Genomic DNA, 26,446 nt, shown 5'->3' with positions numbered 1-26,446 from the left:
AGGCCGAGCCCAGCAGATCGGAAGGTCGAGGGCCAGAGATTCGGCGCGGGGCGAATGCACGACGCCCTGGACGGCCATGAGCCAGGCGATGTACCCGAGCGGGGAGTGCGCGGCGCGTACGCCGAGGCCGTCGATCACCGTGTACGCGGCGATCGTCAGCCCGGTCGCCAGGGCCGCGCCGATCGCCGCCCAGTGCGGCCGGCTTCCGTGCAGCCCCCACAGGCTGACGCCGGTGAGCCCCACGCAGGACACGGCGATCCCGGCCGGCGCCCAGCCGCCGGGCACCTCGTGCGCGAACACGGCCGCACGACCGCCGAGACCAGCAGGTACCGCCAGGCCGGCCCGGCCGGGAGCGCTGTGTACGGCGCCACGGCGAGCCCGATCAGCACCCGCCCCCGGAGGTCAGGGTGAACCCGACGAGCTTGTCGATGATCCGGTCGCGATGGCGTTCCAGCCGGCGTGGGTCACGGCGGCGCACAGGACGGCGGCCGTGACGAGCGCCGTCACGCGCTTCGCTCGCGCACGTCCACCACGGCGGCGCCGGCATGGGTCACGAGCGCCGCCGGCTCGATCGGGAAGACGGTGTACGGCGTTCCGGCCGCCGCCCAGACCATGTCGTGCGCGAGCAGCGAGCGGTCGGCGAGGACACGCGTGCGCGTGCGGTGCCCGAAGGGCGGGACGCCGCCGATGGCGTACCCGGTGGTCTCGCGTACGACACCGGCGTCGGCCCGGGTGACCTTCCCCGCGCCCAGTTCCTCGCGCACCCGCTCCACGTCCACGCGCGAGGCGCCGTCCATCAGGACGAGCACCGGGACGCCGTCGGCGGCGAAGACCAGCGACTTGCAGATCTGGCTCAGCTCGCATCCGATCGCGGCGGCGGCCTCGGCGGCGGTCCGGGTGGCCTCCGGGAACCGCCGGGTCCGCGCGAGGACGTCGGCCAGGCCGAGCGCCCGCATCGCTTCGGCGAACCGGGGGTTGGCTCCGGAGGCTCCGGTGTCAGTGGCGGTCGTCGTCATGCGGGCACGCTACGGCATCGTTCCGGTCGCGCTCATGGGGTTTTCACGGGCGCAGAAAGAAGCCGGTGAGGGTGCCCCGTCCCCACGGATCCCTCACCGGCCGGCCCTTGTAGTCCTTCTGGACTAGAAGCGGTACGTCACGCGCGTACCAGCTCCTTCTCCTCGTCCGGATCGGCGTCCTTGCCGTCCGCCGAGGACAGCCTGCGCAGGCCCTCGCCCTCGACGTCGACGTTGGGCAGCGCGCGGTCGAGCCACTTGGGCAGCCACCAGGCCCGCTTGCCGAGCAGGGCGAGCACCGCCGGGACGATCGTCATGCGGACGATGAACGCGTCGAAGAAGACGGCGATCGCGAGGCCGAAGCCGATCATCTTGATCATCGACTCGCTGGAGCCGATGAAGCCGGAGAAGACGGCCATCATGATGACGGCCGCGGCGGTCACGACCCGCGCTCCGTGCCGGAAGCCGGTCACCACGGCCTGGGTCGGCTTCTCGCCGTGGACGAACGCCTCCCGCATCCGGGTCACGAGGAAGACCTCGTAGTCCATCGCGAGGCCGAAGACGACGCCCACCATGAAGATCGGCATCATCGACATGACCGGGCCGGTCTCCTCGACGTTGAACAGGCCGGACAGCCAGCCCCACTGGAAGACCGCGACCACGGCGCCCAGGGCCGCCGTCACACTGAGCAGGAAGCCGAGGGCCGCCTTCAGCGGGACGAGGATCGAGCGGAAGACCACGATCAGGAGGAGGAAGGCCAGGCCCACGACCAGCGCCAGGTACGGCAGCAGCGCGTCGTTCAGCTTCTGCGAGAAGTCGATGTTCATCGCGGTGGAGCCGGTGACCAGGACCTTGGAGTCGGTCTGCCGCTTGATGTCCGCGCCCTTGTCGCGGATGGCGTGCACCAGGTCCTCGGTGGACTTGGCGGACGGCTTGGAGTTCGGCACGACCGTGATGGTCGCGGTGTCACCGGCCTTGTTGGCCACGGCCGGGGTGACCGTGACGACGTCCTTCATGCCCTTGATCTCGTCGCCGACCTTGGTGAAGGCCGCCTTGGGGTCATGGCTGTCCTTGGCGTCGACGACGATCATCAGCGGGCCGTTGAAGCCCGGTCCGAAGCCCTCGGAGAGCAGGTCGTAGGCGCGGCGCTGGGTGGTGGAGGTCGGCTGGGCGCCGTCGTCCGGGAGGCCGAGCTGGAGCGAGGCGGCCGGGACCGCCGCCGCGCCGAGGCCGATCACACCGAGCAGGAGGACCGCCACCGGGCGCCGTACGACGAAGCTCGCCCAGCGGGTGCCCATGTTGGGGCGGCCCGGGTTCTTGGGCGGACGGCCGCCGCCGAGCAGCTTGCTCTTCTCGCCCGTCGGCTTGATCCTGCGGCCCGCGTAGCCGAGCAGCGCCGGGATCAGCGTCAGCGCGATCAGGACGGCGATGGCGACCGTGCCCGCCGCCGCGATGCCCATCTTGGTCAGCATCGGGATGTTGACGACCGACAGGCCGACCAGGGCGATGACGACGGTCAGGCCCGCGAAGACCACCGCCGAGCCGGCCGTGCCGACGGCGCGTCCGGCCGCTTCCTCGCGCTCGCGGCCCTCGGCCAGTTCGGCGCGGTAGCGGGAGACGATGAAGAGGGCGTAGTCGATGCCGACGGCAAGGCCGATCATCGAGGCCAGGGTGGAGGTCGTGGAGCCCAGGTTCAGGGCGCTGGCGAGCGCGGTGATCGTGGAGACGCCGATGCCGACGCCGACGATCGCGGTGAGCAGCGGGAACCCGGCGGCGAGCAGCGAGCCGAAGGTGATGACCAGGACGACAGCGGCGATCACCACGCCGATGATCTCGCTGGAGCCGGTCGACGGGGCCGCGGTCAGCGCGTCACCGCCGACCTCGACGGTCAGCCCGGCGTCACGCGCATGCTGGGCGGCCCCCTTCAGGGCGTCCTTGGAGGAGTCCTTCAGCTCCATGCCGGAGACCTTGTACTTCACCGAGGCGTAGGCGACCTGGCCGTTCTTGCTGACGGCGTGCCCGGCGTAGGGGTCGGCGACGGAGACGACCTCGGAGCCGCTCTTCAGCTCCTTGACGGTCTTCTCGACGGCCGACTTGTTGCCGGCGTCGGTCATCTTCTCGCCGGTCGGCGCCTTGAAGACGACCCGCGCGGTGGCGCCGTCGGCGCTCATCCCGGGGAAGCGCTGTTCCAGCAGGTCGAAGGCCTTCTGGGCCTCGGTACCGGGAATCGAGAAGGAGGTGCTGCCGGCGGCCGGCGCGGAGGCGGCGCCCACCCCGGCGAGGACCAGCAGCGCCACCCATATGAGGGCGACGAAGTGCCGTCGCCGGAAGGCGAGACGGCCGAGTCGGTACAGGAACGTGGCCATGGAGGCGTACTCCCGGTCAGGTCGTTGGGTTGATCAGGGCAGGGGTGGTCAGCCCGACGACGTGAGCGGTGACGTCAGATGGTGGGCTTGCTGGGGAGAGAGATCAGTCGGTGGAAACGCCGAGGGCGGGGAGGACCACGGCGTCGATGTACGACATGAGGAAAGCCTGCGTCGGCGGCAGTTCGTCGATCATGGTGCGGGCGGCGAACCCTCCGAGCATCATGTGCATCATGAACTCGATCGCCGGGTTGTCCGCCTTGACCTCACCCCGGTCGACGGCCCGCTGCACCACACGGCGGAACGACGCCAACTCCGGCTCGATCAGATGGTCCCGGAACGCCCGCAGGAGGTCCGGGTTGCTGTGCACCGCCATGGCCAGACCCCGCATCAGGGCGGAGTTCTGCTCCATCTCGCAGTCGTCCGAGCGCAGGGTGAGAGCGTGCAGGTCGCCCTTGAGCGACCCGGTGTCGATGTCGTCGAGGCCGATACCGCCCGGCTTGTTGTGCCGCACCGCCTTCGCGACCAGCTCGGCCTTGCCGCCCCACTGGCGGTAGAGCGTCGCCTTGCTGGACTTGGTGCGCGCGGCCACGGCGTCCATGGTGAGGGCGTCGTAGCCGACTTCCCGGAGCAGGTCGAGCACGGCCTCGTACAGCTCGGCCTCGCGCTCGGGCGTGATCCGACTGCGACGCCCCGTTGCGACGACCTCGGTCATGCCACTCACCTTCCGGCTCCGACGGCCTCCTGTTTCGTACACCATGAACATACCCTGAGAGCATGCGAAACGAAACCGTTTCGTACGTGGGTTGGGTCACGGTTGTTCGGTTTCCATAAGCCACACAAGTTGCTCGTGCCCTTTGACCGGAAAAGCATGAGTAGGTGAGCTATCTGCGCCTTCCCCACCTCTGCGGCGACCTCCTGTGCTTCGTGGCCGAGGACGACCTCTGGCTGGCCCCCCTCGACTCCCCGGGCCGCGCCTGGCGCCTCACGGCGGACCGCACCAAGACCGGCCACCCGCGCTTCTCGCCCGACGGCCGCCACATCGCGTACACGACGTGGCGCAGCCTCGACCCCGAGATCCACCTCGTCGGCGTCGACGGCGGCGGCCCCGCACGGCAGCTGACGTACTGGGGCAGCTCCGACACGCAGGTCTGCGGCTGGACCCCGGAAGGGGACATCCTGGCCGTGGCCTCCCACGGCCAGCCCTTCTCCTATTTCACCTGGGCCTACAAGGTCCCCACCGACGGCGGTCCCGGCGCGCGGCTGCCCTGGGGCCCGGTCACCGACATCCAGGTCGCCGACGTCGCCGACGGGCACAAGACCCTCCTGCTCACCGGCACCCCGCCGCACGAACCGGCCTCCTGGAAGCGCTACCGCGGCGGCGCCATGGGCCGCCTCTGGCTGCACGGGCAGCAGCTCGTGCCGGACATCGGCGGCCATCTGGCCTGCCCCATGTTCGTCGCCGGCCGCGTCGCCTTCCTCTCCGACCACGAGGGTGTCGGCAACCTCTACTCCTGCGCGTACGACGGCACCGACCTGCGCCGGCACACCGACCACGACGCCTTCTACGCCCGGCACGCCTCCACCGACGGCACCCGCGTGGTCTACCAGTGCGCGGGCGACCTGTGGCTGGTGGACGACTTCTCCCCGGGCGGCGTGCCGCGCAAGCTCGACGTCCGGCTCGCCGGGCCGGCCACCGGGCGCCGCCGCTATCAGGTGCCGGCCGCGCAGAACGTCGACGGCATCTCCGTGGACGAGACCGGCCGGGCCAGCGCCGTCGTCGTACGCGGCAGCCTGTACTGGCTCACCCACCGCGACGGCCCCGCCCGTACGATCACCGACACGCCCGGGGTCCGGGTGCGGCTGCCGGAGATGCTGGGCACGACCGGGCAGGTCGCGTACGTCACCGACGCGGAGGGCGAGGACGCCGTCGAGATCGCCCAGCTCCCCCGCGCGTCCGGCGACCGCGCCCCGCGCCGGCTCGCCTCCGGGGCACTGGGGCGGGTCCTGGAGCTGGTCTCCGACCCGCTCGGCGAACGGCTCGCCATCGCGTCGCACGACGGACGGCTGCTGCTGATCGATGTGGCGGAGGAGCCGGAAACGGCAGACGTCGGCGGTGAGCCGGGGGAAGCCGGTGAGTCAGGTGAGCCGAGGGAAGCCGGTGAGTCGGGGGAAGCCGGTGAGTCAGGTGACTCTGATTCTGTAACTGGTGCCACTGGTGTCACTGGTGTCACCGATGTTGCCGTTGTCGGCGAGCAGGTGACCGAGCTGATCCGCTCCATCAATGGCCCCGTCCGTGACCTCGCCTTCTCGCCGGACGGCGCCTGGCTCACCTGGTCCCACCCGGGCATCGGCCGTTCCCTGCGCCAGATCAAACTGGCCCGCATCCAGGACCGGCTGATCGTGGACGTGACCAACGGCCGTTTCGAGGACGAGAACCCCGTCTTCACCCGCGACGGCCGCTACCTCGCCTTCCTCTCCTGGCGCGGCTTCGACCCGGTGTACGACGTCCACACCGGCGACCTCTCGTTCCCGCTCGGCTGCCGCCCGTACCTCGTCCCGCTGAGCTCGGCGACCCCCTCCCCCTTCGCCCTGACCCCCGAGGGCCGCCCGGCGGCCGGTGGGCTGGACCCGGCCGAGGACGAGGAGACCGGCGAGGCCGGCACGGTGACCGTGGAGGTGGAGGGCCTGGAGAACAGGGTCACCCCGTTCCCGGTCATCGCCTCCAAGTACTCCGCGCTGTACCCGGTCGCGGGCGGCGGCCTGATCTGGCTGCGCTGGCCGATCTCCGGCGCGCTCGGCGAGACCTTCGCCAACCCGGCCGACGTCAGTGGTCGGCCGACCCTGGAGTACTTCAACATCACCAAGGCGAAGAAGTCCGAACTGGTCGACCATCTGGACTGGTTCGCGGTGAGTGGCGACGGCACCCGGCTGGTCGTCGTGGACGAGGGCGAGCTGCGGGCGGTGCCGTCCACGGAGATGGGCGACGGCGACACGACCGTCTGGATCGATCTGCGGCGCATCCTGCACGAGGTCGACCCGCCCGCCGAATGGCGCCAGGCCTACGAGGAGGCGGGGCGCATCATCCGCGGCTACTTCTGGGATCCGGGCATGTGCGGCATCGACTGGGACGCGGTGCTCGGCCAGTACCGCCCGCTGGTCGAACGGGTCGCCTCCCCCGACGAGTTCGCGGATCTGCTGCGGGAGGTCCTCGGCGAACTGGGCACCTCGCACGCCTACGTCACGGCGGCCCGCCGCAACGAGGGCCCGCCGCACTACCAGCGCCGGCAGGGCCTCCTCGGCGCCGACTTCGTCCACCGTGACGCCGGCTGGACCGTCCGGCGCATCCTGCCCGGCGACTCCTCCGACTCCCGGGCCCGCTCACCGCTGGCCGGCACGGGCATCCGCGAGGGCGCCGTGCTGACCCACGTCGACGGCCGCCCGGTCGACCCGGTGACCGGGCCGTATCCGCTGCTCGCCGGCTCCGGGGGGACGACCGTGGAGCTGACGTTCACCCCGGCGGAGGGCGAGGCGGGCCGGCCCCGGCGGGTCGCGGTCGTCCCGCTCGTCGACGACCGGCCGCTGCGCTACCAGCACTGGGTCGCCAAGCGCCGCGAGGTGGTACGGGAGCTGAGCGGCGGCAAGTGCGGCTACCTGCACATCCCCGACATGGGCGGCTCCGGCTGGGCCCAGTTCAACCGCGACCTGCGCATGGAGGTGTCCCGGCCCGCGCTGATCGTGGACGTGCGCGGCAACGCGGGCGGGCACATCAGCGAACTCGTCATCGAGAAACTGACCCGGACGATCCTCGGCTGGGACCTGACGAGGGACGCGCAACCGGTGTCGTACACCTCGAACGCGCCCCGCGGCCCGGTGGTCGCCCTGGCCGACGAAGCGACGTCGTCGGACGGCGACATGATCACGGCCGCCTTCAAGCTGCTGCAGCTCGGGCCGGTCGTCGGCCAGCGCACCTGGGGCGGAGTGGTCGGCATGACCGGCCGCCACCGCCTCGGCGACGGCACGGTCATCACGGTCCCGATGAACGCGGCCTGGTTCGACGCCTACGGCTGGTCCGTGGAGAACCACGGCGTCGCCCCCGACCTGGAGATCATGCGCACCCCCCTGGACTGGGCCGAGGGCCGCCACGCCCAGATGGACGACGCCATCCAACTGGCCCTGGAGCTCCTGGAGTCCGCTCCCGCGGCCATTCCCCCGGACTACAGCGACGCCCCGAACAGGGCCCGTCCGAAACTCCCCCCGAGGGGCCGGTAGTCAGGGCAACTACTGCCGGCCGTCAGAGCACCTGCCGGTCGTCAGAGCACCTGCCGGTCGCCAGGGCAAACCCAGCGCAGGGCGCCCTCCACAAGGAAGGGCGCCCCACGCCGATCGGTCAAAGCCGAGCGCAGTGGTTACGCGTCGTAGTCCCGGTTGAACCGGTCCTGCATCTCGCGCTCCGTGTCCTCGATGTCGCGCAGGTTCTCGTGCGGCTGGCGGCCACGCTCGCCCTGCGGCTGCTGGCCCTGCCGGCCGCGCTGCTGCTGACCCTGCTGACCGCGCTGCTGCCCGGCCTGCTTGCCCTGCTTGGCCTGCTGCTTCATCTCGTTGGCCTTGCCCTGCGTCTGGTCCTTCATACCCATGTGGGTTCACTCCTGTGGTGAGTGAGTGGGGAAATCGGCCCCTTGGTGGGGCCTCGACCAGATTCACACGGGGCGCGACGGAGCGCATGTGGATCAGTTACGCTGCGTAGCGCGCGCCGCTTCGTCGGCCGCCCCGCCCGCGCCCACGAGCCCCGAGCGCATCCCCTGCAGGCGGGGCGCGAACCGCTGCATCTCGCGCTGCCCGACGGTTCCGATGAGCGCCGGCAGATATCCGCGCACGCCCTGCATCCCGCGCAGCCACCACTGCCCGTACACGTGCGCCGAGCGGCGCTCGATCCCGGCCACGATCCGGTCCACGGCGGGGCCCAGCGGGTACGTCTTGTTCGACGGCCACGGCAGCCGCTGCCGCAGCTCCCGCATGACGTCGTCCCGGTCGGCGCCGCGCACCATGTCGGTGTCGGTCCACGACAGGTAACCCACGCCGACGCGCACGCCCTGGTAGCCGACCTCGGCGCGCAGACTGTGCGCGTACGCCTCCACGCCCGACTTGGAGGCGCAGTACGCCGTCATCATCGGCGCGGGGGTGATCGCGGCGAGCGAGGCGATCTGCAGCAGATAACCCCGGCTCTCGACCAGCACCGGCAGGAACGCCCGCGCGGTGACCGCCGACCCGATCAGGTTCACCTCGATCACCCGCCGCCACGCCTGCGGATCGGAGTCGATGAACGGACCGCCCGTCGCCACACCGGCGTTGGCGACCACGATGTCCACCTTCCCGAACCGCTCCTTCACCTCCCGCGCGACCCGGCTCATCGCCTCGTGGTCGGTGACGTCGGCGTACCAGTACGCGCTGTCGCTGTGCAGCCGCCCGGACACCTCCTTGAGGGCCTCCTCCTCCAGTCCGACCAGCGCGACCTGCGCGCCGCGCGCCGAGAGCTTGCGCGCCAGCAGCTCACCGACGCCGCGCGCCGCTCCGGTGACGACCGCGACCTGCCCTTCGAGGCTGACCCTGCTCATGCGCCCTCCTTGATCTGCGCCGGGGTGGAACCGTGTTCGGTGACGTACGTGGTGACGAGTTCCCGGATCCGGCCGGTCACCAGGTCGGGAGCCTCGATCGGGGACATGTGCCCGACGCCGGTCAGCTCGGTGAGACCGACGCACTGCGGCAGCGCGGCGACCAGCGCGCGGGCGTGCACAGGGGGTGTGAGCCGGTCGGACGCGCCGTGCACCACGGCGGTGGGCGCGTGCAACTCCCGTACGCCGTGGTCGAGATCGAGCGCCGCGAGCACACCGGCCCACGCGTGCCGTACGCCGCGTGGGCAGGCGTGCACGATCCGCGCGCAGGCCTCCACCATGTGCGGGGCGGAACCGGCGCCCATGGTGGCGTACTTGAGGATGCTCTTCGCGACCGGCGTGACCGGCCCGAGCGGGGCGCGCGAACCGATGATGCGTTCTGTGATCCAGGTGCGCACCCGCCCGGCGCGCATCGGCACCACCCGCGCCTGAGCGACCAGCCGCGAACTGCCCGTGCTGCACAGCAGGACGGCACCGGCGTGGTCCCGGAAGCGGGGGCGCGAGGCCGCGGCCATGACGGTCATGCCGCCCATGGAGTGGCCGACGATCAGCGCCTTCTCACCGGGTGCGAGCGTCTCCGCGAGCACCGCTTCGAGATCGTCCGCCAGCGCGCGAGTGGTGCACGCGGAGCTCGCGGGACTGCGCCCGTGCCCCCGCTGGTCGTACGCGATCACCCGGTGGTCGGCCGCCAGGTCCCGTATCTGCGCCGCCCAGAAGGCGGTCGAGCAGGTCCACCCGTGGGAGAGGACGACAGGGGGCGCGTTCTCGGGCCCGTGCACCTCGACGTGCAGCCGCGCGCCGTCGGCGGAGACGACGGTGAGTTCACGGGAGGGAGCGGGCGGGGTGTAGCGGCCGTCGGCAACGGGGGCGGGGGCGGACCGGCTCATGCGGCACCCTCGCTCCGCGGCGCGGCGGCCACCGTCGTCCGCACGGCCGTACCGGCCGACGTGCTGTCGGTCTTCCGGAGGACCTCGTACTCCCCCAGGTCCACCCGCCGGGTCGCGCTGCGGAACTCGGACGTCGTACCGGGCCAGATGGTGGTGTTGCGGCCGCCGGCGTCCAGGTACCAGCTGGTGCAGCCGCCGGTGTTCCACACGGTCCGCTTCATGCGCTCCTGGACCCTGTGGTTCCAGGACTCGACGGCGGCGGGCCGGGCATCCAGGGCGGTGCGGCCGCCGAGGACGTCGAGCTGACGGAGATAGTCGGCCATGTAGTTCAGCTGGGACTCGATCATGAGGATCATGGAGGAGTTCCCCAGGCCGGTGTTGGGCCCGATGATCGTCATGAAGTTCGGGAACCCAGCCGCGGCGGCGCCGCGCAGCGCCTGCATGCCGTTCTTCCAGGACTCGGCGAGCGTGATGCCCTCCGCGCCGACCACCCGCTCGGCGATCGGCATGTCCGTGACGTGGAAGCCGGTACCGAAGACGATCGCGTCGGCCTCGGCCTCGGTGCCGTCGGCCGCGACGAGCGTCGAGCCGCGGATCTCGCTCAGCCCACTGGCGACGACGTCCACATTCGGCCTGGCCAGCGCCGGGTAGTACGCACTGGACAGCAGGATCCGCTTGCAGCCGATGCGGTAGTCGGGGGTGAGCTTGGCGCGCAGGGCCGGGTCCTTGATGGCGCGGGCCATGTTGCGCTTGGCGAGCTGTTCGACCAGGCCGAGTTCGTCGGGATGCTTGGTGAACGCCTGGACCTGCAGCTCCCGGATGCCCCACAGCAGCCCGCGCCGCGCCTGGGTCGTGAAGGGGAGCAACCGGTGCAGGCGGCGTTCGACGCCGCTGATGGCGCGGTCCACGCGGGGCATCACCCACGGCGGCGTGCGCTGGAAGAGGGTGAGCCGGCCGGCCTGCGGCTGGATCGCGGGCACGATCTGGATGGCGGAGGCACCGGTGCCGACCACGGCGACACGCTTGCCGCCCAGGTCGTAGTCGTGGTCCCAGCGGGCGGAGTGGAACACCTTGCCGGGGAAGGACGCGAGGCCCGGGATCTCGGGGATCTTCGGGTCGGACAGCGGCCCGGTGGCGGAGACGACGACGTCGGCGGTGAGCGTGCCGCGCGTGGTCTCGATGGTCCACCGCAGGTTCCCGGTGTCCCAGCTCATCAGCTTGACCTCGGAGTCGAACCGGATGTGCGGGCGCAGCCCGAAGACATCGGTGACGTGCTCCAGGTACGCCCGGATGTGCTGCTGCCCGGAGAAGGTGCGCGGCCAGTCGGGGTTGGGCGCGAAGGAGAAGGAGTAGAGGTGGGAGGGCACGTCACAGGCGCACCCGGGGTAGCTGTTGTCCCGCCAGGTGCCACCGACGCTGTCGGCGCGCTCCAGGACGACGAAGTCGGTGATCCCCTCGCGGCGCAGCCGCACGGCGGCCCCCAGCCCGCCGAACCCGGACCCGATCACCGCCACCCGTACATGTTCGTGCTCGGCCATCCCGAAGCCTCCACGCATCGCCTTCGACTCTGCCAGTGAACACTGGCGCAATGGGACTGTAGAGCAGCTCCGTACCGAGCGGTAGGGGCCGGGAAAGGAAAGTTACCCGCGGTACAACATAGGCTGCGGGCGTGGCAGAGGACGCAGAACACCCGGAGGCACGGCCGCGGGCAGGGCGCGAGTACCGCATGGAGGAGCTGGCCCGGCTCGCCGGCATCACCGTGCGCACCCTGCGCTTCTACCGGGAGCGCAAACTGATCCCGCCGCCCCGGCGCGAGGGCCGTATCGCCTGGTACGACGACCACCACCTGGCGCGCCTGCGCACCATCGCGGCCCTGCTGGAGCGCGGCCACACACTGAACGGCATCGCGGAACTCGCGGAGGCCCTCGACCAGGGCCGGAACGTCGCCGACCTGCTCGGCGTCGGCACCCCCACCGAGGAGGAACCGGTCCGCCTCACCCCCGAGGAACTCGCCGCCCGCTTCGAGGGCGAGGTCACCCCCGAGAACCTCGCCGCCGCCATGGAACTGGGCTACCTGGGCACCGACGGCGACGAGATCGTCCACATCAGCCGCCGCCTGCTGGACGTCTCCTCCGCCCTGGTCCGCGAGGGCATCCCGCTCGGCGAGGTCCTCGCGGCCGGCGCGCGCGTCCGCGAACACGCCGATGCCCTCGCAGAACTCTTCACCACGCTGATCCTGCGCCACGCCCCCGAGGAAGACCTCCACCGCCTGCGCCCGCTGGCCCGCAGCGTGGTGGAGGCGGAACTGTCGCTGGCGCTGGACCGGCGGATCAGCAAGCGGAATCAGATGTCGTAGACGACGGTCACCGGCGCATGGTCGGACCAGCGCTCGGCGTGCGTGGCCGCGCGCTCCACGAACCCCTTGACGGCCTTGCCGGCGAGTCCGGGCGTGGCGACGTGGTAATCGATGCGCCACCCCGAGTCGTTGTCGAAGGCCCGCCCCCGGTACGACCACCAGGTGTACGGCCCCTCGGCCTCGGGATGCAGGGCGCGCACGACGTCGACGTAACCGCCCTCCTCGGCGGCGAACACCCGGCCGAGCCACTCGCGCTCCTCGGGCAGGAAGCCGGAGTTCTTGGTGTTGCCGCGCCAGTTCTTGAGGTCGGCCTGCTGGTGGGCGATGTTCCAGTCGCCGCAGACGACGACCTCGCGCCCGTCGGCGGCGGCACGCGCGCGCAGCTCCTTGAGATGGACGAGGAACGCGTCCATGAAGCGGATCTTCTCGTCCTGCCGCTCGGTGCCGACCTCGCCGGAGGGCAGATAGAGGGAGGCGACCGTGACGCCGGGCAGGTCGGCCTCGACGTAGCGCCCGCTGCCGTCGAACTCGGCCGAACCGAAGCCGACCCGGACGCGGTCCGGCTCGCGCCGCGTGTAGAGGGAGACGCCCGCGCGGCCCTTGGCGGCGGCCGGGGCGTGCACGACGTGCCAGCCGTCGGGCTCCCGGACCTCGTCGGGCAGCTGGTGCGGCTCGGCGCGCACCTCCTGCAGGCAGACGACGTCCGCGTCCGTCCGGGCGAGCCACTCCACGAAGCCCTTCCTGGCGGCGGCCCGCAACCCGTTCACGTTCACCGAGGTCACCGTCAGCAAAGCACTCTCCTCGACCTCACGGCGGACCTCGGCTTCACGGCACATGGTCCGAGGTCACAGTCAGCACCAGGGCACGATACCGGCACACTGGTCCGAGTCCGCCCACCTGTCCGCCCCAGCGGCTGCATAGAAGTACGATGCCCGGCATGAATATACGTCCCGTTCGCTTCGATCACCCCGACGCCGTCAAACTCAACGACGAGGTCCAGGCCGAGTACGCCGAGCGCTACGGCGACGACGGCGACGCCACCGTCCTCGACACGGCGGACTTCACCCCGCCGGGCGGCGTCTACCTGATCGCGTACGACGAGTTCGACCGCCCCGTGGCCACCGGCGGCTGGCGCAGCCAGGACCGCAACGAGGAGGGCAACGAGGACGGCGACGCCGAGCTGAAGCGCATGTTCGTCATAGCCGAGATGCGCGGCCGGGGCCTGGCCCGCCGGATCCTGGCGGCCCTGGAGGAGGACGCCCGCGCGGCCGGCCGGCGCCGCATGGTCCTGGAGACCGGCACCAAGCAGCCGGAGGCCATCGCCCTGTACACCTCCTGCGGCTACGAGCCGTGCGCCAAGTTCGGCTACTACCGCCATCACGAGGAGAGCCGCTGCTTCGCCAAGAGGCTGTGAACGAGCTGAAGCCCCAGTCGGCTTGCCGACTGGGGCTTCATGCTGCGTGGACCTGAGGGGATTTGAACCCCTGGCCCCCTCGATGCGAACGAGGTGCGCTACCGGACTGCGCCACAGGCCCTTGCAACGAGTGAAACTCTAGCATCCCCATCGGGGTGCTTGGAAATCCGCTCCCTGACTGGTCAGAGGCGGGCTTCCAGCGGCGTGACGGCCGTCACTCGTTGGCCGCGCGCGGGCGGTCGCCGTCCTCGTACTGATCGAACAGGGGCGTGCGTCCGCGCTCGCGCGCCCGGCGCGCGGAGGCCGCGCCGGGGGTCCCCTCGCGCTGGGGGTCCCTCCCGCTTGAGCGAAGCCGAGAGTGGGGGAGCTTTCGGGCGTGGGGGAGCGCGTCACTGCGCCCACCCGCCTGCTTGCCCTCCGCCGCGGACACCTCCTCGTCCGCTTCGCCCTCCGGCGCATGGGCCGCCTCGTGCTCCGGCGCGACCGAACTGGAACGCGCCGAGCTCCACGTGTCGGGCGCCCCCAGATCCACGTCGGACGTGGCCCGCGGCGCGACCGGCGCCGTCACATAGGTCGGCAGGGGCACGGGCACCGGGTCCCAGCTGTCCCCGCCGGGCCGGCGCTGCCGCTCACGCTGCTGGTCGACCCACTCGGCGTGGTCGGTCTGCTCGACCAGGGCCCGCCGGTCCGCAGCGAGCGCCGAGAGACCGGTGTCCGTCCCGGCCTCCGGAGCCTCCTCCGGTTCGTCCGCGCCGGCGCTCGCATCGAGAGGCGCCCGCCGACGCGGCTGGCGCTCCCGCTCCCGCAGCCGCTGCGCCGCGACCTCGGCACGCCGGCGGTCCATCTGGTAGGCGAAGCGACGCCGCTCCTGGGAGCGCAGGTACGCGATGTACCCGCTGAGCAGGACGGCCGGCACGGCGGGCACCCACAGGAAGGCGAGTCCCCCGACAGCGGCGACGATCGCGCCCAGCGTGAAGGCGAAGAAGAGCACCACCGTGGTGCGCCGGCGGCGCGCGAGGACCTTCGTACGCCTGGCACGCGCCGCGGCCGTCTGCGCCGCGGACACATCCCGCGCGGACGGCACTCGCTTCTGCGCCGGCACGGACCCGGACTTGGGCGCCGGCACGGCTGCCTGTTCGCGTGCCGACTCCACTCTCCCGGGTGCCTCGGGCCCGGTGTCCGCGTGCACCTGACGGCGGGTCGGAGGCATGGCGAAGGCCCGGACGTCCACCGAGTCGGTGACGGCGTCCGGATCGCCGGCGTCCGGCTCCCCCTCCTGGGCGGAGCGTGCCCGCAGGTCCCTGGCGTATCGGCGCTCCATACCCGCCCGTCCGGACAGCAGCCGGATGGCGGTGCTGAAGCGTTCCGTCGGACGGGCCTCGTTCAGCTCGTCCTGCCTACGGAGCCACATCGGCACCAAGTAGGCGGCCCAGGCCCCGACAATGACTGCGTAGATGAGGCCGCTGCTGCTCACGCTTCACACGGTAGAGGGGTTTGCGTGAGGCCATCCGCCAATTGGGCCGGTGTGTCGCACGATCTGGCTGATATTTCCAGCATTTTTTGCGGTCGATGCGATCAGAGGACCACCCAACCCGCGAATTCAATGCCCCGAGACGGTCAGCATCCGATCAATTTCGAACATGTATTCAATTTCCCGGGGCCTGGGCGGGAGGATTCCGCGACGGATCCCGCTGAGAGCGTGCCCGCTGCCAGCGCGCGAGCAACCCGTCGGGCACCTCTTCCGCGGTGAGCGCGAAGACCAGATGGTCGCGCCAGGCACCGTCGATGTGCAGATAGCGCGGCCGGAGCCCCTCCTCACGGAATCCGAGTTTCTCCACGACCCGGCGGCTGGGCCGGTTCTCGGGGCGAATGCAGACCTCGATGCGGTGCAGCCCGACGGTACGGAAACAGTGGTCCACCACGAGCGCGACGGCCGTGGGCATCACTCCGCGCCCGGCCACCGCCTCGTCCACCCAGTAGCCGACATGCCCCGAGCACATCGACCCCCAGGTGATCCCCGCGACCGTCAACTGCCCGACGAGCCGCCCCTGGTACTCGATGGCGAACGGCAGCATCCGGCCCGCGTTGGCCTCCGACCGCAGGTGCCGGACCATCTGGCGATAGGTCGGCCGGTGCACGACCGGCCCGCTCGGCGTGGGCGGTGGGATGGTCGCCTCCCAGGGGCGCAGCCAGTCCCGGTTGCGCCGGTTCACCTCGCGCCACGCCCGCTGGTCGCGCAGCTTTATCGGCCGGAGGACGACATCGCCGTCCGCCAGCACGACAGGCCAGGAAGGGCTGTTCAGCTCGCACCCCCGCCAGTGGGTCTGGGGTGGTCGCCGCCGCGGATCTGGTCGACGGCGTGGACCAGCAGCGGCTCCAGTACGGCGAGGCCGTCCTTCACCCCTCCCGTGGAGCCCGGCAGATTGACGATCAGGGTCCGGCCCGCCACCCCGGCCAGCCCCCGGGACAGCACGGCGGTCGGAACCTTCTCCCGGCCGAATGCCCGGATGGCCTCCGCGATGCCCGGCACCTCGTAGTCGATCACCGCGCGGGTCGCCTCGGGTGTGCGGTCGGTCGGCGAGACGCCGGTGCCGCCGGTGGTGACGATGGCGTCGTACCCGGCGTCGACCCCCGCGCGCAGGGCCGCCTCCACGGGGTCCCCGTCCGGGACGACCTGAGGTCCGTCCACCGCGAAGCCGAAGCTCTTGAGGCCGTCGGCGACCAGCGGGCCGCCCTTGTCCTCGTAGACCCCGGCGGCAGCCCTGTTGGAGGCGGTGACGACCAGGGCGCTGTACTGCGCGAGCAGCGCGCCCCCGGCCGATGCGTCGAATGTCATGCCCGGCTCCAGTCGCCCGACTTGCCGCCCGTCTTCTCCTCCACCCGTACGTCCGTGATGACCGCTCCCTTGTCGACCGCCTTCACCATGTCGATCACGGTGAGCGCGGCGACCGTCACGGCGGTGAGGGCCTCCATCTCGACGCCCGTGCGGTCCGTCGTCTTCACGACGGCCTGGATCTCCACGGCGTCGTCCGCGACCGACAGGTCCAGTTTCACACCGGACACCGACAACGGGTGGCACAGCGGGATCAGGTCCGGGGTGCGCTTGGCACCCATGATCCCCGCGATCCGCGCGGTGGCGAGGGCGTCCCCCTTGGGTACCCCCTCGCCACGCAGCAGCTCGACCACGCGGGGTGAGACGAGGACCCGGCCGCTGGCGCGGGCGGTGCGCGCGGTCACGTCCTTCCCGGACACGTCGACCATGCGGGCGGCGCCCGCCTCGTCGATGTGCGTCAGGCCGTCCTGCGCAGGGGGTCCGGGGGTCTCCCCCCGGAAAGACTCAGTCATGCTGTGTGCCGCTCCCGGTCCGGGCCCGTCGCGGTGCGGTGCACGGGCCTGTTGTGCGCGCCACGCTACCGCCAAGCCGGCTCACGCACCGGGCCAGGACCCCCGTGGGCCCCGCGGCACGCACACACGCGCGCGTGCGTCAGCCGAGCAGCACGACCTCCACCTCGTCGCCGGGCTCGACGGACTCCACGTCCTCGGGGACGACGATCAGGGCGTCGGCGTGCGCCAGCGCCGCGATCAGGTGCGAGCCGGAGCCGCCCACGGGGGTCACCTCACCGTCGGCGTACGCGCCCCGCAGGAACTGCCGGCGTCCCTTGGGCGAGCGCAGCGCCTTGTCCGCCTTCAGGGCGGCCCGGGTACGGGGCCGGTGCAGGTCCGTGAGGCCCATCAGGGCACGGATGGCGGGGCGGACGAACAGCTCGAAGGAGACGTACGACGACACCGGGTTGCCGGGCAGGGCCAGCAGCGGCGTGTGGTCGGGGCCGATGGAGCCGAAGCCCTGCGGCTTGCCGGGCTGCATGGCGAGCTTGCGGAACTCCACGCCGCTGCCCGCCTCGTCCTCGTCGCCGGCGTACGACAGCGCCTCCTTGACGACGTCGTACGCCCCCACGCTCACCCCGCCCGTGGTGACCATCAGGTCGGCGCGGACGAGCTGGTCCTCGATGGTCGAACGGAGGGTGTCGGCGTCGTCGGCGACGGCACCCACCCGGTAGGCGATCGCGCCGGCGTCCCGGGCGGCGGCGGTGAGGGCGAAGCTGTTGGAGTCGTAGATCTGGCCGTCGGCCAGGTTCTCGCCGGGCTGGACGAGTTCGCTGCCGGTGGACATGACGACCACGCGCGGGCGCGGGCGCACGCGTACCGTGCCCCGGCCGATCGCGGCGAGGAGCGCGATCTGCGGCGGACCGAGGATCGTGCCGGCCTCCAGGGCGCGGTCGCCGGCCTTCACGTCGCTGCCCTTGGCACGCACGTGCGCGCGTGCCTCGACGGGGCGGTGCACGCGCACCTGCCCCTCGGCCCCCTCGGGGGCCAGACTGCGCGCGCGCATGCCGCTCACCGGTCCCTCGCCGAGCCCGCCGTCGGTCCACTCGACGGGCACGACGGCCTCGGCGCCGGGCGGCAGCGGGGCGCCGGTCATGATCCGGGCGGCCTGCCCCGGGCCGACCCGGACCGGCTCGGCCGCACCTGCCGCGACGTCCCCCACGACGTCCAGGACGGCCGGGAACTCCTCACCGGCATCCGCGACGTCCGCGACCCGTACCGCGTACCCGTCCATGGAGCTGTTGTCGAACGGCGGCAGGGACACCGGCACCGTCACGTCGTCGACCAGGACACAGCCCTGGGCGTCGAGCAGTTGCAGCTCGATGGGTTCGAGGGGGCGGACGGTCGAGAGGATGTCCTCCAGGTGCTCGTCCACCGACCACAGGTGGTCCGGGCCGGCGGGGCGGGTCGCGGCGCTGCTCAAGATTGCTGCATCTCCTCGGCTACGTAACTGCGAAGCCAGGTCCGGAAGTCCGGGCCCAGGTCTTCACGTTCGCACGCGAGTCTGACAATGGCACGCAGATAGTCGCCACGGTCGCCGGTGTCGTAGCGGCGGCCCTTGAAGACGACGCCGTGCACCGGGCCGCCGACCTTCTCGTCCTGCGCGAGCTGCTGGAGGGCGTCGGTGAGCTGGATCTCGCCGCCGCGGCCCGGCTCGGTCCGGCGGAGTATGCCGAAGATGTGCGGGTCGAGAACGTAGCGGCCGATGACCGCGTAGTTCGAGGGGGCGTCCGCCGGATCCGGCTTCTCCACCAGTCCGGTCACCTTCACCACGTCACCGTCGACCGTCGGCTCCACGGCCGCGCAGCCATAGAGGTGGATCTGCTCGGGCGCGACCTCCATCAGGGCGATCACACTGCCGCCGTGCCGCTCCTGGATCTCGATCATGCGCTGCAGCAGCGGGTCGCGCGGGTCGATCAGGTCGTCACCGAGGAGGACGGCGAAGGGCTCGTGGCCGACGTGCGGAGCGGCGCACAGAACGGCGTGGCCGAGGCCCCGGGGGTCGCCCTGGCGGACATAGTGCATGGTCGCCAGATCGCTGGACTCCCGCACCTTCGCGAGCCGTTCGGCGTCGCGCTTCTTCTCCAGCGCCGACTCAAGCTCGTAGTTGCGGTCGAAGTGGTCCTCAAGGGGGCGCTTGTTGCGTCCGGTAACCATGAGCACGTCATCGAGCCCTGCCGACACGGCCTCCTCGACCACGTACTGGATCGCAGGCTTGTCGACGACCGGCAGCATCTCCTTGGGAGTGGCCTTGGTGGCCGGCAGGAACCGGGTGCCGAGCCCTGCCGCGGGAATGACAGCCTTGCTGATCCTGGGGTGCGACTGAGTCATGCCCGCCACCTTAACCGGTGCCTTTGCCGGGAATCTGCGGCTCCGGCTGATTGACCCTTTATGACTGTATTGAACAATCGAGAAGGGTGCGAGAACGACCTGTGGAACACGACGGACGCACGAGCGAGCCTGACAAGCGAATGTTGCGGCGGGAGTTCCTCACGGTGAGGAACGGGTTGACTGCCGATGACGTCGACACTACGGCGCGCAAGCTGGCGGAGCGCGCCCTGGAACTGCCCGAGCTGGCGCATGCGCGCACGGTGGCGGCGTACGTCTCCGTGGGGAGCGAGCCCGGCACGCGGGCGCTGCTGGACGCGCTGCGCGCGCGGGGCGTGCGGGTCCTGCTCCCCGCGCTCCTGCCCGACAACGACCTGGACTGGGGCGAGTACGCGGGCCCGGACTCCCTCGCGCGGATCCAACACGGCGGGAAGATGGCGCTCTTCGAGCCCGCCGGCGCACGCCTCGGCCCGGAGGCCGTCACGGCCGCCGACGTGGTGCTCCTGCCCGGGCTCGCGGTGGACGCGCGCGGGATGCGCCTGGGGCGCGGCGGAGGGTCGTACGACCGTGTGCTGGCCCGCCTGGAGCGCGCGGGCGCACACCCTCGGCTCGTGGTGCTGCTCTACGACGCGGAGGTCGTCGCACGCGTCCCGGCCGAGGCGCACGACAAGCCGGTGCACGCGGTGGTGACCCCCTGCGGCGTGCGCCACTTCCCGAGCGCCTGACACGACACGGAGAACGGCCCTCCACGCGTGCGCGTGGAGGGCCGTTCGGGCGCCCGTGCCGTCAGTCGCTCACGGCTTGAGGACGAGCGTGTCGCTGGTGCTCTTGTCGACCGCGCCTGCCGAGAACGACCAGGGCAGCAGCTCGCCCTTGGCCCACTTGCTCGTCTGGTCCGTGTAGTGCGCGCTGAAGGCGTGCCCGGAGGCGCCGCTCAGGTTGATCCACTTGGACTTGTCGAGATCGGCGAGGTTGACGACCATCCGCATCGACGGCACCCAGACGACGCCGTAGCCGCCGGCGGCGTTCCAGCCGGTCGCGTTGACCGTGGCCTCGCCACCGCTGAGCTTCCAGGGGCCGCGGTTGAGGATGTACTGCAGGACCTTGGGGCCGTCGGTGCCGAGCGTCTGGTTCTTCAGGAACAGGCGGTGCAGGCGGCCCCAGCTCCAGGTGTCGATGTCCTTGCCGAGCTTGGCGGTCAGCTCCCAGCGGGCGTCGATCATGGCGCGGGCGAAGAGCTGGTCCATGGTGGTCGCGGCGGGACGGGTGCCGGACTTGGGGGTCTTCCACCAGTCGCTGTCCGGCTTGTCCATCAGGTTGCGCACGACCTCGAACCAGCGGTCGCCGCCGTCCGGCTGCGCCTGGTCGGCGTCGCGCTGGCCGCACTCGCGCACCTTGGTGTTGTCGTCGACCGGACCGGTGCTGTCGATCTTGTCGACCCACAGGCACTGTCCCTTGACGCGCAGCTCCTTGGGGAGCTTGTTGCCGAAGGCGAGCTTGAGGATGTTGCGCCAGACGGCGTTGAAGTACGCGGCCGCCGCCGAGTCGGATTCCTGGGTGTAGTCCCAGCCCTCCAGCAGCTTCTGCGCCTGGCGGACGTTCTTGTCGTCCAGGTTGATCTTCAGCAGCTTCGGCACCAGGAGCTTGGCGATCTCGCTGCTGTTGTCCAGCTGCATCTGCCGCATGTCGTCGGTGGAGATCTTGCCGCCGTCCTTGATCTTGGACTCGATCAGGTCGGTGATGCGCTGGCTGCGCGTGCCGTAGCCCCAGTCGGCGGTGAGCGTGTACGGGTACGCGGCCTTGTCGACCACGGCCTGGTTGGCGGTGACGATGTACCCGCGCGCGGGGTCGAACTCGTAGGGCAGTTCGTCCTGCTTGATGAAGCCGGTCCAGCGGTACTTCGACTGCCATCCCGGCGCCGGGACGGAGCCGTCGTCCACCGAGGAGCGCGTGGGGATCTTGCCGGGCAGCGTGTAGCCGATGTGGCCGTCGGTGTCGGCGTAGACCAGGTTCTGCGAGGGCACGTCGAACTGGGCGGCGGCCTGGCGGAACTCACTCCAGCCGGACGCCTTGTCGAGGGCGAAGACGGCGTCCATCGAGGTGCCCGGGTCGAGCGCGGTCCACCTCAGGGCGACGCCGTAGCCGTCACCGCGGTCGGGTGCGGCGGTGTTGACCGTGGCCTTCTTGCCGACCTGGACGAGTTCGTCGTCGCGGTCGGACAGCAGCGGCATCCCGTCCTGGGTCTGGCGGACGACGATCGTCTTGGCCGAGCCGCCGGCGACCTTGATGGTCTCCTCGCGGGTCTTGAAGGGCCGGACCTTGCCGTCGTACAGGTAGCCGTTGGCGGTCACCTTCTCCAGGTAGAGGTCGGTGACGTCGACGCCGGAGTTGGTCATGCCCCAGGCGATGTTCGCGTTGTGACCGATGATCACACCGGGCATGCCGGCAAAGGTGTAGCCGGTGACGTCGTACGGGCAGCTGCTGGAGACGGTGCGGCAGTGCAGGCCCATCTGGTACCAGACGGACGGCAGCGACGCCGACAGGTGCGGGTCGTTGGCGAGCAGGGGCTTGCCGGTGATGGTGTAGCGCCCGGAGACGACCCAGGAGTTGGAGCCGATGCCCTGGCCGTTCACACCGACGGCGGTCGGGACGTTGTCCAGGACGTTGTAGAGGCCCCCCAGCTGGCTCGTGAGCGCCGATCCGGTCGCCCCCGAGGTGGAGGAGCCGGTCGTACCCGTCGTGCCGCCAGAGGCGCCCTTGGCGCCGCCGGTCGTACCGGACGTGCCCGTCGCACCCGTGGTGCCGGTGCTCTGGGAGCTGCCCGTCGCACCGCTCTGCCGGAAGGTCTTGGACAGCTCGCTGTACTGACCTTCCTGCACTATCGGCTTGTTACGGCCGTAGGGGTACTCCGGGTAGAGGTCCTGGATCTGCTGCGGGCCGAGCCGGCTCGTCATCAGCGCGCGGTCGATCTCGTCCTGCATGTTGCCGCGCAGGTCCCAGGCCATCGCCTTCAGCCAGGAGATGGAGTCGACCGGGGTCCACGGCTGCGGCGTGTAGTCGTTGGTGAAGCTCAGCGCCGCGTACTCCAGAGAGATGTCCTTGCCGTCCTTGCCCTGCAGGTAGGCGTTGACTCCCTTGGCGTACGCGTCGAGGTACCTCTTCGTGGCGGCCGACAGCTTGGTGTCGTACTCCTGCTTGGCGATCCGGTCCCAGCCGAGGGTGCGCAGGAACTCGTCGTTCTTGACCTGGCTCTTGCCGAACATCTCCGACAGGCGCCCGGAGGTCATGTGCCGGCGCACGTCCATCTCGTAGAACCGGTCCTGCGCCTGGACGAAGCCCTGCGCCATGAACAGGTCCTCGTCGGAGGACGCGTAGATCTGCGGGATGCCGTTGCCGTCCCGCTTCACGTCGACCGGCCCGGACAGGCCCTGGAGCGTGATCGTTCCCTTGGTCTGCGGGAAGGAGGCGCGGACGGTGCTGATCGACCAGTAGGCCCCGTAGGCGATGCCACCGATGATGGCCAGGACCAGCACGAGCACGATAAGTCGGGCTTTGCGCCCCTTCTTCCTGCCGGACTTGGCGGGCTTGTCACCCGTTGTGGCGGTGGTATTCGGGGGCATCGCTGTCCTTGCTGTCCTAACGCGAGCGGCAGGTCGGGCTGTGACTTTGAATGAGCGCTGGAGCAACCATAGGCGCAGGGCCCTGTCCCACTTGACGCGGAGTGGGGAACCAGCGTGTACGAACGTTCGATCTTGCCCGGCCGAGCGTCAAGAAAGCGTCAAGAGTTAGGTAAGGTAACGAAGTACTTGGTGCGGTGTACCGCAGCCTTGGATCTTGTGTACATGTGTCGCGCGCCCCGCGCGCGAGCCAGGGAAGGGAACCGCCGCTGACTGTTCACCACCTCAACCAGCTCCTGCTCGTCTGCTCCCTGGTCCTGCTCGTCGCCGTCGCGGCCGTCCGGATCTCCTCCCGCAGCGGGCTCCCCAGCCTGCTCGTGTACCTGGGGATCGGCGTCCTCATGGGCCAGGACGGCATCGGGCACATCCACTTCAACAGCGCCGCACTGACCCAGGTCATCGGGTACGCGGCCCTGGTCGTGATCCTCGCCGAGGGCGGCCTCGGCACGAAGTGGAAGGAGGTCCGCCCGGTCCTGGCGTCCGCCTCCGTCCTCGCGACCGCCGGAGTCGCCGTCAGCGTGGGCGTCACCGCGGCGGGCGCGCACTATCTGGTCGGGCTGGAGTGGCGGCAGGCGCTGATCATCGGCGCGGTGGTGTCGTCGACGGACGCGGCGGCGGTCTTCTCCGTACTGCGCAGAATCCCCCTCCCCGCGCGCGTGACGGGCACGCTGGAGGCGGAGTCCGGCTTCAACGACGCCCCTGTGGTCATCCTCGTCGTCGCCTTCTCCACGGCCGGACCCGTCGAGCACTGGTACGTCCTGCTGGGCGAGATACTCCTGGAGCTGGCCATCGGCGCGGCCATAGGACTCGCGGTGGGCTGGATCGGCTCCTGGGGGCTCAGGCGCGTGGCCCTGCCCGCCTCCGGCCTCTACCCGATCGCCGTGCTGGCCATCGCCGTCACGGCGTACGCCGCCGGCGCCCTCGGGCACGGCAGCGGCTTCCTGGCCGTCTACCTGGCCTCGATGATGCTCGGCAACGCCAAGCTCCCGCACTGGCCCGCCACACGCGGCTTCGCCGAGGGGCTCGGCTGGATCGCCCAGATCGGCATGTTCGTCCTGCTCGGCCTGCTGGTCACCCCGCACGAGCTGGGCGACGACGTCTGGCCCGCCCTGGTCATCGGACTGGTCCTGACCATGGTGGCCCGCCCGCTGAGCGTGGTCCTCAGCCTCGCGCCGTTCCGGGTGCCGTGGCAGGAGCAGACGCTGATGTCATGGGCGGGACTGCGCGGTGCCGTGCCCATCATCCTGGCCACCATCCCGATGGTGAACGGCGTCACCGGCAGCCGCCGCATCTTCAACATCGTCTTCGTGCTGGTCGTGGTCTACACCCTCGTCCAGGGGCCGACCCTGCCCTGGCTGGCGCGCATGCTGCGCCTGGGTGAGAAGGGTGAGGCCTCCGACCTCGGCATCGAGTCCGCCCCCCTGGAGCGGCTCCGCGGCCACCTGCTCTCCGTCGCGATCCCCGAGGGCTCCCGGATGCACGGCGTGGAGGTCAACGAGCTACGACTGCCGACCGGGGCCGCCGTCACCCTCGTCGTACGCGATGAAAAATCGTTCGTTCCGCTGCCGACGACAGTGCTGCGCCGGGGCGACGAGCTGCTGGTCGTGGCCACCGACCCGGTCCGCGACGCGGCAGAACGACGCCTGCGCGCGGTCGCCCATGGCGGCAAGCTGGCGGGGTGGCTCGGCGCGAACGGCATGGGTGCCGGGCGGTAAGTACACAGCACGCGCGGGGCACGCGTTACGGGTGCGTTTCGCACGATTCACACGCGCGCCAATCACAGGTGAAGAGGCCCGGCCGTGCTCGTTTTCACAGGTGCACAAGCCCTTGATCCCTGTAGGATGAAGGCACCCTGATCGAACCAACTCTGTCTGATGCAGAGCTGGCGCGACCGTATGGCGGCCGGCACGCCCTCCGCAGTGGCACCGGTATCTACCGCAGTTCCGCGCAAGAGGACAGCTCTCGGCGCCCCCGCACGGGCGCGCTACCAGGCGAAGAAAGGCACGGGCCGTGGAGTCCACGGTCACCACCGAGTCGGCGGAGAACTCGCCGGCGCCATCCCGCCCCGGATACGGACAGCTGCTGCGCACCCGCGGCGCCTGGACGTTCCTGCTCCCCGGCTTCGCGGCACGCCAGCCGTTCGCGATGCTCACCATCTCCATCGTGCTGCTGGTGCAGCACACCACCGGCTCGTACGGCGCCGCAGGGGCCGCCGCGGCCGCGACCGGTGTGTCCATGGCGCTGTTCGCGCCCTACAGCGGACGCCTCGCCGACCGCTACGGACAGCGCGCCGTGCTGATCCCCGGCGTCCTCGTGCACACGCTGTCGGGCCTGTCCCTGACGGCACTCGCGCTGGCGCACGCGCCGCTGTGGGCGCTCTTCCTGGCGGCCGTCCCCACCGGCGCCTCGGTGCCACAGGTCGGCCCGATGGTGCGGGCCCGCTGGGGCGTGAAGCTGCAGGGCTCCCCCCTGATGACCACCGCGGCCGCTTTCGAGTCGGTCACGGACGAGCTGACCTTCGTCTTCGGTCCTCTGCTGGCAACCGCGCTGTGCACCGGTGTGACGCCGGCGGCGGGTCTCATCACGGAGGGCGCGCTGACGCTCGTCGGCGGTCTGCTGTTCGCCGCGCAGAAGAGCACGCAGCCCCCGGCGACCGCCGGGTACGGGCACGCGCGCGTGCAGCACGCGTCCGCCTTGCGGGTGCCGGGCGTGCGCGTACTGGTCGTGACCTTCCTGGGCATCGGATCCGTCTTCGGCGGCATGCAGGTGTCGCTGGCCGCCTTCACCGAATCGATCGGCGAGCCCGGCCTGAACGGCGTCCTGTACGGCGTCTTCGCCGCCGGAAACATGCTGTCCGGCATCGTCTGCGGCGCGATCGCATGGAAGGCCGCCCCCCAGCACCGACTGGTCGTCGGCTACACGGCGCTCGCGGTCATCGCGTCCGCCCTGTGGACGGCACACTCGGTCCTGCTGCTCGCGGGGCTCGGCCTGCTGGTCGGCATGTGCATCGCACCGGCGTTGATCACCGGCTACACGCTGGTCGAGGCGCTGGTCCCGGCCGGCGCCCGCACCGAGGCCTTCACCTGGCTGACCGGTGCGGTGGCGCTCGGGCAGGCGGCCGCGGTCACCATCGCGGGCCAGCTGGAGGACCGGCTGTGGAACGGCGCGGGATTCCTGGTGCCCGCGGGCGGCACGCTGCTCGCGCTGGCGACCCTGGTGACGCTGCGAGCACGGCTGGTCGCGCCGCAGCGGAACCTGACCGTCGCACGTGGCGTCGGTCACCGCGTGCCGGTGACGGTGGACTGATCCCCGGGAATACGTCACTATGGATCGTCGTTAGCACTCATCGAGT

21 protein-coding genes, 1 tRNA gene and 1 pseudogene are annotated in these 26,446 nt (G+C 71.0%); 6 read left to right on the top strand and 17 right to left on the bottom strand.

What is annotated here, in order from left to right; all coding sequences use genetic code 11:
• Positions 1-60 precede the first annotated feature (60 nt).
• From O1G22_RS24580 to O1G22_RS24565, 4 genes and pseudogenes are all read right to left on the bottom strand, one after another.
• Positions 61-507, bottom strand: a pseudogene (locus tag O1G22_RS24580) (EamA family transporter); the annotation flags it as partial.
• Positions 504-1,016, bottom strand: a complete 513-nt coding sequence (locus O1G22_RS24575) for a YbaK/EbsC family protein (RefSeq protein WP_270083298.1) — start codon at positions 1,014-1,016, stop codon at positions 504-506. The gene O1G22_RS24575 and the pseudogene O1G22_RS24580, both read right to left, overlap by 4 nt.
• Positions 1,017-1,153: 137 nt before the next feature.
• Positions 1,154-3,379 carry an MMPL family transporter gene (locus tag O1G22_RS24570; RefSeq protein WP_270083297.1) on the bottom strand — a complete coding sequence of 742 codons (2,226 nt, stop codon included), beginning with the start codon at positions 3,377-3,379 and terminating at the stop codon, positions 1,154-1,156.
• 103 nt (positions 3,380-3,482) lie between these two features.
• The gene (locus O1G22_RS24565; RefSeq protein WP_270083296.1) at positions 3,483-4,091 is read right to left on the bottom strand and encodes a TetR/AcrR family transcriptional regulator; all 609 of its coding nucleotides are present in this window, start codon (positions 4,089-4,091) and stop codon (positions 3,483-3,485) included.
• A gap of 164 nt (positions 4,092-4,255) precedes the next feature.
• On the opposite strand from O1G22_RS24565, the gene O1G22_RS24560 reads away from it, so the two are divergent.
• The gene (locus tag O1G22_RS24560; RefSeq protein ID WP_270083295.1) at positions 4,256-7,648 is read left to right on the top strand and encodes a S41 family peptidase; all 3,393 of its coding nucleotides are present in this window, start codon (positions 4,256-4,258) and stop codon (positions 7,646-7,648) included.
• Between the two features lie 137 nt (positions 7,649-7,785).
• On the opposite strand, the gene O1G22_RS24555 is transcribed toward O1G22_RS24560, so the two are convergent.
• From O1G22_RS24555 to O1G22_RS24540, 4 genes are all read right to left on the bottom strand, one after another.
• Entirely contained in the window at positions 7,786-8,013 is a 228-nt protein-coding gene (locus tag O1G22_RS24555) for a hypothetical protein (RefSeq protein WP_270083294.1), read from the bottom strand.
• Between the two features lie 93 nt (positions 8,014-8,106).
• Positions 8,107-8,991 carry an SDR family oxidoreductase gene (locus O1G22_RS24550; RefSeq protein WP_270083293.1) on the bottom strand — a complete coding sequence of 295 codons (885 nt, stop codon included), beginning with the start codon at positions 8,989-8,991 and terminating at the stop codon, positions 8,107-8,109.
• Positions 8,988-9,935 (bottom strand): alpha/beta fold hydrolase, encoded by a 948-nt coding sequence (locus O1G22_RS24545; protein WP_270083292.1) that lies wholly within the window; start codon positions 9,933-9,935, stop codon positions 8,988-8,990. The genes O1G22_RS24550 and O1G22_RS24545 overlap by 4 nt, the downstream gene beginning before the upstream one ends.
• On the bottom strand, positions 9,932-11,473 hold the full coding sequence (locus O1G22_RS24540) for a flavin-containing monooxygenase (RefSeq protein WP_270083291.1): 1,542 nt from the start codon (positions 11,471-11,473) through the stop codon (positions 9,932-9,934). Before O1G22_RS24540 ends, O1G22_RS24545 begins: the two co-directional genes overlap by 4 nt.
• Positions 11,474-11,661: 188 nt before the next feature.
• Here O1G22_RS24540 and O1G22_RS24535 point away from each other — a divergent pair, with 188 nt between their 5' ends.
• Complete coding sequence (locus O1G22_RS24535) at positions 11,662-12,291, top strand: MerR family transcriptional regulator (RefSeq protein ID WP_270086524.1); 630 nt, start codon at positions 11,662-11,664, stop codon at positions 12,289-12,291.
• Here O1G22_RS24535 and O1G22_RS24530 read toward each other — a convergent pair.
• Complete coding sequence (locus O1G22_RS24530) at positions 12,279-13,082, bottom strand: exodeoxyribonuclease III (RefSeq protein WP_270086523.1); 804 nt, start codon at positions 13,080-13,082, stop codon at positions 12,279-12,281. The two genes, O1G22_RS24535 and O1G22_RS24530, sit on opposite strands and share 13 nt — an antisense overlap.
• Before the next feature lie 146 nt (positions 13,083-13,228).
• On the opposite strand from O1G22_RS24530, the gene O1G22_RS24525 reads away from it, so the two are divergent.
• Positions 13,229-13,705, top strand: a complete 477-nt coding sequence (locus tag O1G22_RS24525) for a GNAT family N-acetyltransferase (RefSeq protein ID WP_225099180.1) — start codon at positions 13,229-13,231, stop codon at positions 13,703-13,705.
• A 47-nt stretch (positions 13,706-13,752) separates the two neighbouring features.
• On the opposite strand, the gene O1G22_RS24520 is transcribed toward O1G22_RS24525, so the two are convergent.
• The 7 genes from O1G22_RS24520 to galU form a co-directional block, all read right to left on the bottom strand.
• A tRNA-Ala gene (locus O1G22_RS24520) sits at positions 13,753-13,826 on the bottom strand.
• Positions 13,827-13,919: 93 nt separating this feature from the next.
• A complete protein-coding gene (sepX, locus tag O1G22_RS24515) occupies positions 13,920-15,179 on the bottom strand; it encodes a divisome protein SepX/GlpR (RefSeq protein ID WP_270083290.1) in 1,260 nt (419 codons plus the stop codon).
• A 172-nt stretch (positions 15,180-15,351) separates the two neighbouring features.
• Positions 15,352-15,984: a GNAT family N-acetyltransferase gene (locus O1G22_RS24510; RefSeq protein WP_270083289.1), complete on the bottom strand. Its 633-nt coding sequence runs from the start codon at positions 15,982-15,984 to the stop codon at positions 15,352-15,354.
• A gap of 20 nt (positions 15,985-16,004) precedes the next feature.
• The gene (locus tag O1G22_RS24505) at positions 16,005-16,541 is read right to left on the bottom strand and encodes a MogA/MoaB family molybdenum cofactor biosynthesis protein (protein ID WP_270083288.1); all 537 of its coding nucleotides are present in this window, start codon (positions 16,539-16,541) and stop codon (positions 16,005-16,007) included.
• The gene (gene moaC / locus O1G22_RS24500; protein ID WP_270083287.1) at positions 16,538-17,050 is read right to left on the bottom strand and encodes a cyclic pyranopterin monophosphate synthase MoaC; all 513 of its coding nucleotides are present in this window, start codon (positions 17,048-17,050) and stop codon (positions 16,538-16,540) included. The genes O1G22_RS24505 and moaC overlap by 4 nt, the downstream gene beginning before the upstream one ends.
• A 139-nt stretch (positions 17,051-17,189) precedes the next feature.
• Positions 17,190-18,512: a molybdotransferase-like divisome protein Glp gene (gene glp, locus O1G22_RS24495; protein ID WP_225099185.1), complete on the bottom strand. Its 1,323-nt coding sequence runs from the start codon at positions 18,510-18,512 to the stop codon at positions 17,190-17,192.
• Positions 18,509-19,420 carry a UTP--glucose-1-phosphate uridylyltransferase GalU gene (gene galU / locus O1G22_RS24490; protein ID WP_270083286.1) on the bottom strand — a complete coding sequence of 304 codons (912 nt, stop codon included), beginning with the start codon at positions 19,418-19,420 and terminating at the stop codon, positions 18,509-18,511. Before galU ends, glp begins: the two co-directional genes overlap by 4 nt.
• Before the next feature lie 140 nt (positions 19,421-19,560).
• Between galU and O1G22_RS24485 the strand changes: the two genes are divergently transcribed.
• Positions 19,561-20,142, top strand: a complete 582-nt coding sequence (locus O1G22_RS24485; protein ID WP_270086522.1) for a 5-formyltetrahydrofolate cyclo-ligase — start codon at positions 19,561-19,563, stop codon at positions 20,140-20,142.
• Positions 20,143-20,211: 69 nt separating this feature from the next.
• Here the strand turns inward: O1G22_RS24485 and O1G22_RS24480 are convergent, their stop codons facing one another.
• Positions 20,212-23,037 carry a penicillin acylase family protein gene (locus tag O1G22_RS24480; protein ID WP_270083285.1) on the bottom strand — a complete coding sequence of 942 codons (2,826 nt, stop codon included), beginning with the start codon at positions 23,035-23,037 and terminating at the stop codon, positions 20,212-20,214.
• 224 nt (positions 23,038-23,261) lie between these two features.
• On the opposite strand from O1G22_RS24480, the gene O1G22_RS24475 reads away from it, so the two are divergent.
• Positions 23,262-24,809, top strand: a complete 1,548-nt coding sequence (locus tag O1G22_RS24475; RefSeq protein WP_270083284.1) for a potassium/proton antiporter — start codon at positions 23,262-23,264, stop codon at positions 24,807-24,809.
• A gap of 295 nt (positions 24,810-25,104) precedes the next feature.
• Positions 25,105-26,400, top strand: a complete 1,296-nt coding sequence (locus O1G22_RS24470) for an MFS transporter (RefSeq protein ID WP_270083283.1) — start codon at positions 25,105-25,107, stop codon at positions 26,398-26,400.
• Positions 26,401-26,446: the final 46 nt, after the last annotated feature.

This window comes from Streptomyces camelliae, from assembly GCF_027625935.1.
Lineage (GTDB): Bacteria > Actinomycetota > Actinomycetes > Streptomycetales > Streptomycetaceae > Streptomyces > Streptomyces camelliae.
This window is presented reverse-complemented; position numbering and strand designations above follow the sequence as displayed.

Bases quoted from the DNA above. Each gene is read 5' to 3' on its own strand.
- O1G22_RS24575 (WP_270083298.1), bottom strand. From the start codon at position 1,016: ATGACGACGACCGCCACTGACACCGGAGCCTCCGGAGCCAACCCCCGG.
- O1G22_RS24570 (WP_270083297.1), bottom strand. From the start codon at position 3,379: ATGGCCACGTTCCTGTACCGACTCGGCCGTCTCGCCTTCCGGCGACGG.
- O1G22_RS24565 (WP_270083296.1), bottom strand. From the start codon at position 4,091: ATGACCGAGGTCGTCGCAACGGGGCGTCGCAGTCGGATCACGCCCGAG.
- O1G22_RS24555 (WP_270083294.1), bottom strand. From the start codon at position 8,013: ATGGGTATGAAGGACCAGACGCAGGGCAAGGCCAACGAGATGAAGCAG.
- O1G22_RS24550 (WP_270083293.1), bottom strand. From the start codon at position 8,991: ATGAGCAGGGTCAGCCTCGAAGGGCAGGTCGCGGTCGTCACCGGAGCG.
- O1G22_RS24545 (WP_270083292.1), bottom strand. From the start codon at position 9,935: ATGAGCCGGTCCGCCCCCGCCCCCGTTGCCGACGGCCGCTACACCCCG.
- O1G22_RS24540 (WP_270083291.1), bottom strand. From the start codon at position 11,473: ATGGCCGAGCACGAACATGTACGGGTGGCGGTGATCGGGTCCGGGTTC.
- O1G22_RS24535 (WP_270086524.1), top strand. From the start codon at position 11,662: ATGGAGGAGCTGGCCCGGCTCGCCGGCATCACCGTGCGCACCCTGCGC.
- O1G22_RS24525 (WP_225099180.1), top strand. From the start codon at position 13,229: ATGAATATACGTCCCGTTCGCTTCGATCACCCCGACGCCGTCAAACTC.
- O1G22_RS24505 (WP_270083288.1), bottom strand. From the start codon at position 16,541: ATGACATTCGACGCATCGGCCGGGGGCGCGCTGCTCGCGCAGTACAGC.
- moaC (WP_270083287.1), bottom strand. From the start codon at position 17,050: ATGACTGAGTCTTTCCGGGGGGAGACCCCCGGACCCCCTGCGCAGGAC.
- galU (WP_270083286.1), bottom strand. From the start codon at position 19,420: ATGACTCAGTCGCACCCCAGGATCAGCAAGGCTGTCATTCCCGCGGCA.
- O1G22_RS24485 (WP_270086522.1), top strand. From the start codon at position 19,561: ATGTTGCGGCGGGAGTTCCTCACGGTGAGGAACGGGTTGACTGCCGAT.
- O1G22_RS24480 (WP_270083285.1), bottom strand. From the start codon at position 23,037: ATGCCCCCGAATACCACCGCCACAACGGGTGACAAGCCCGCCAAGTCC.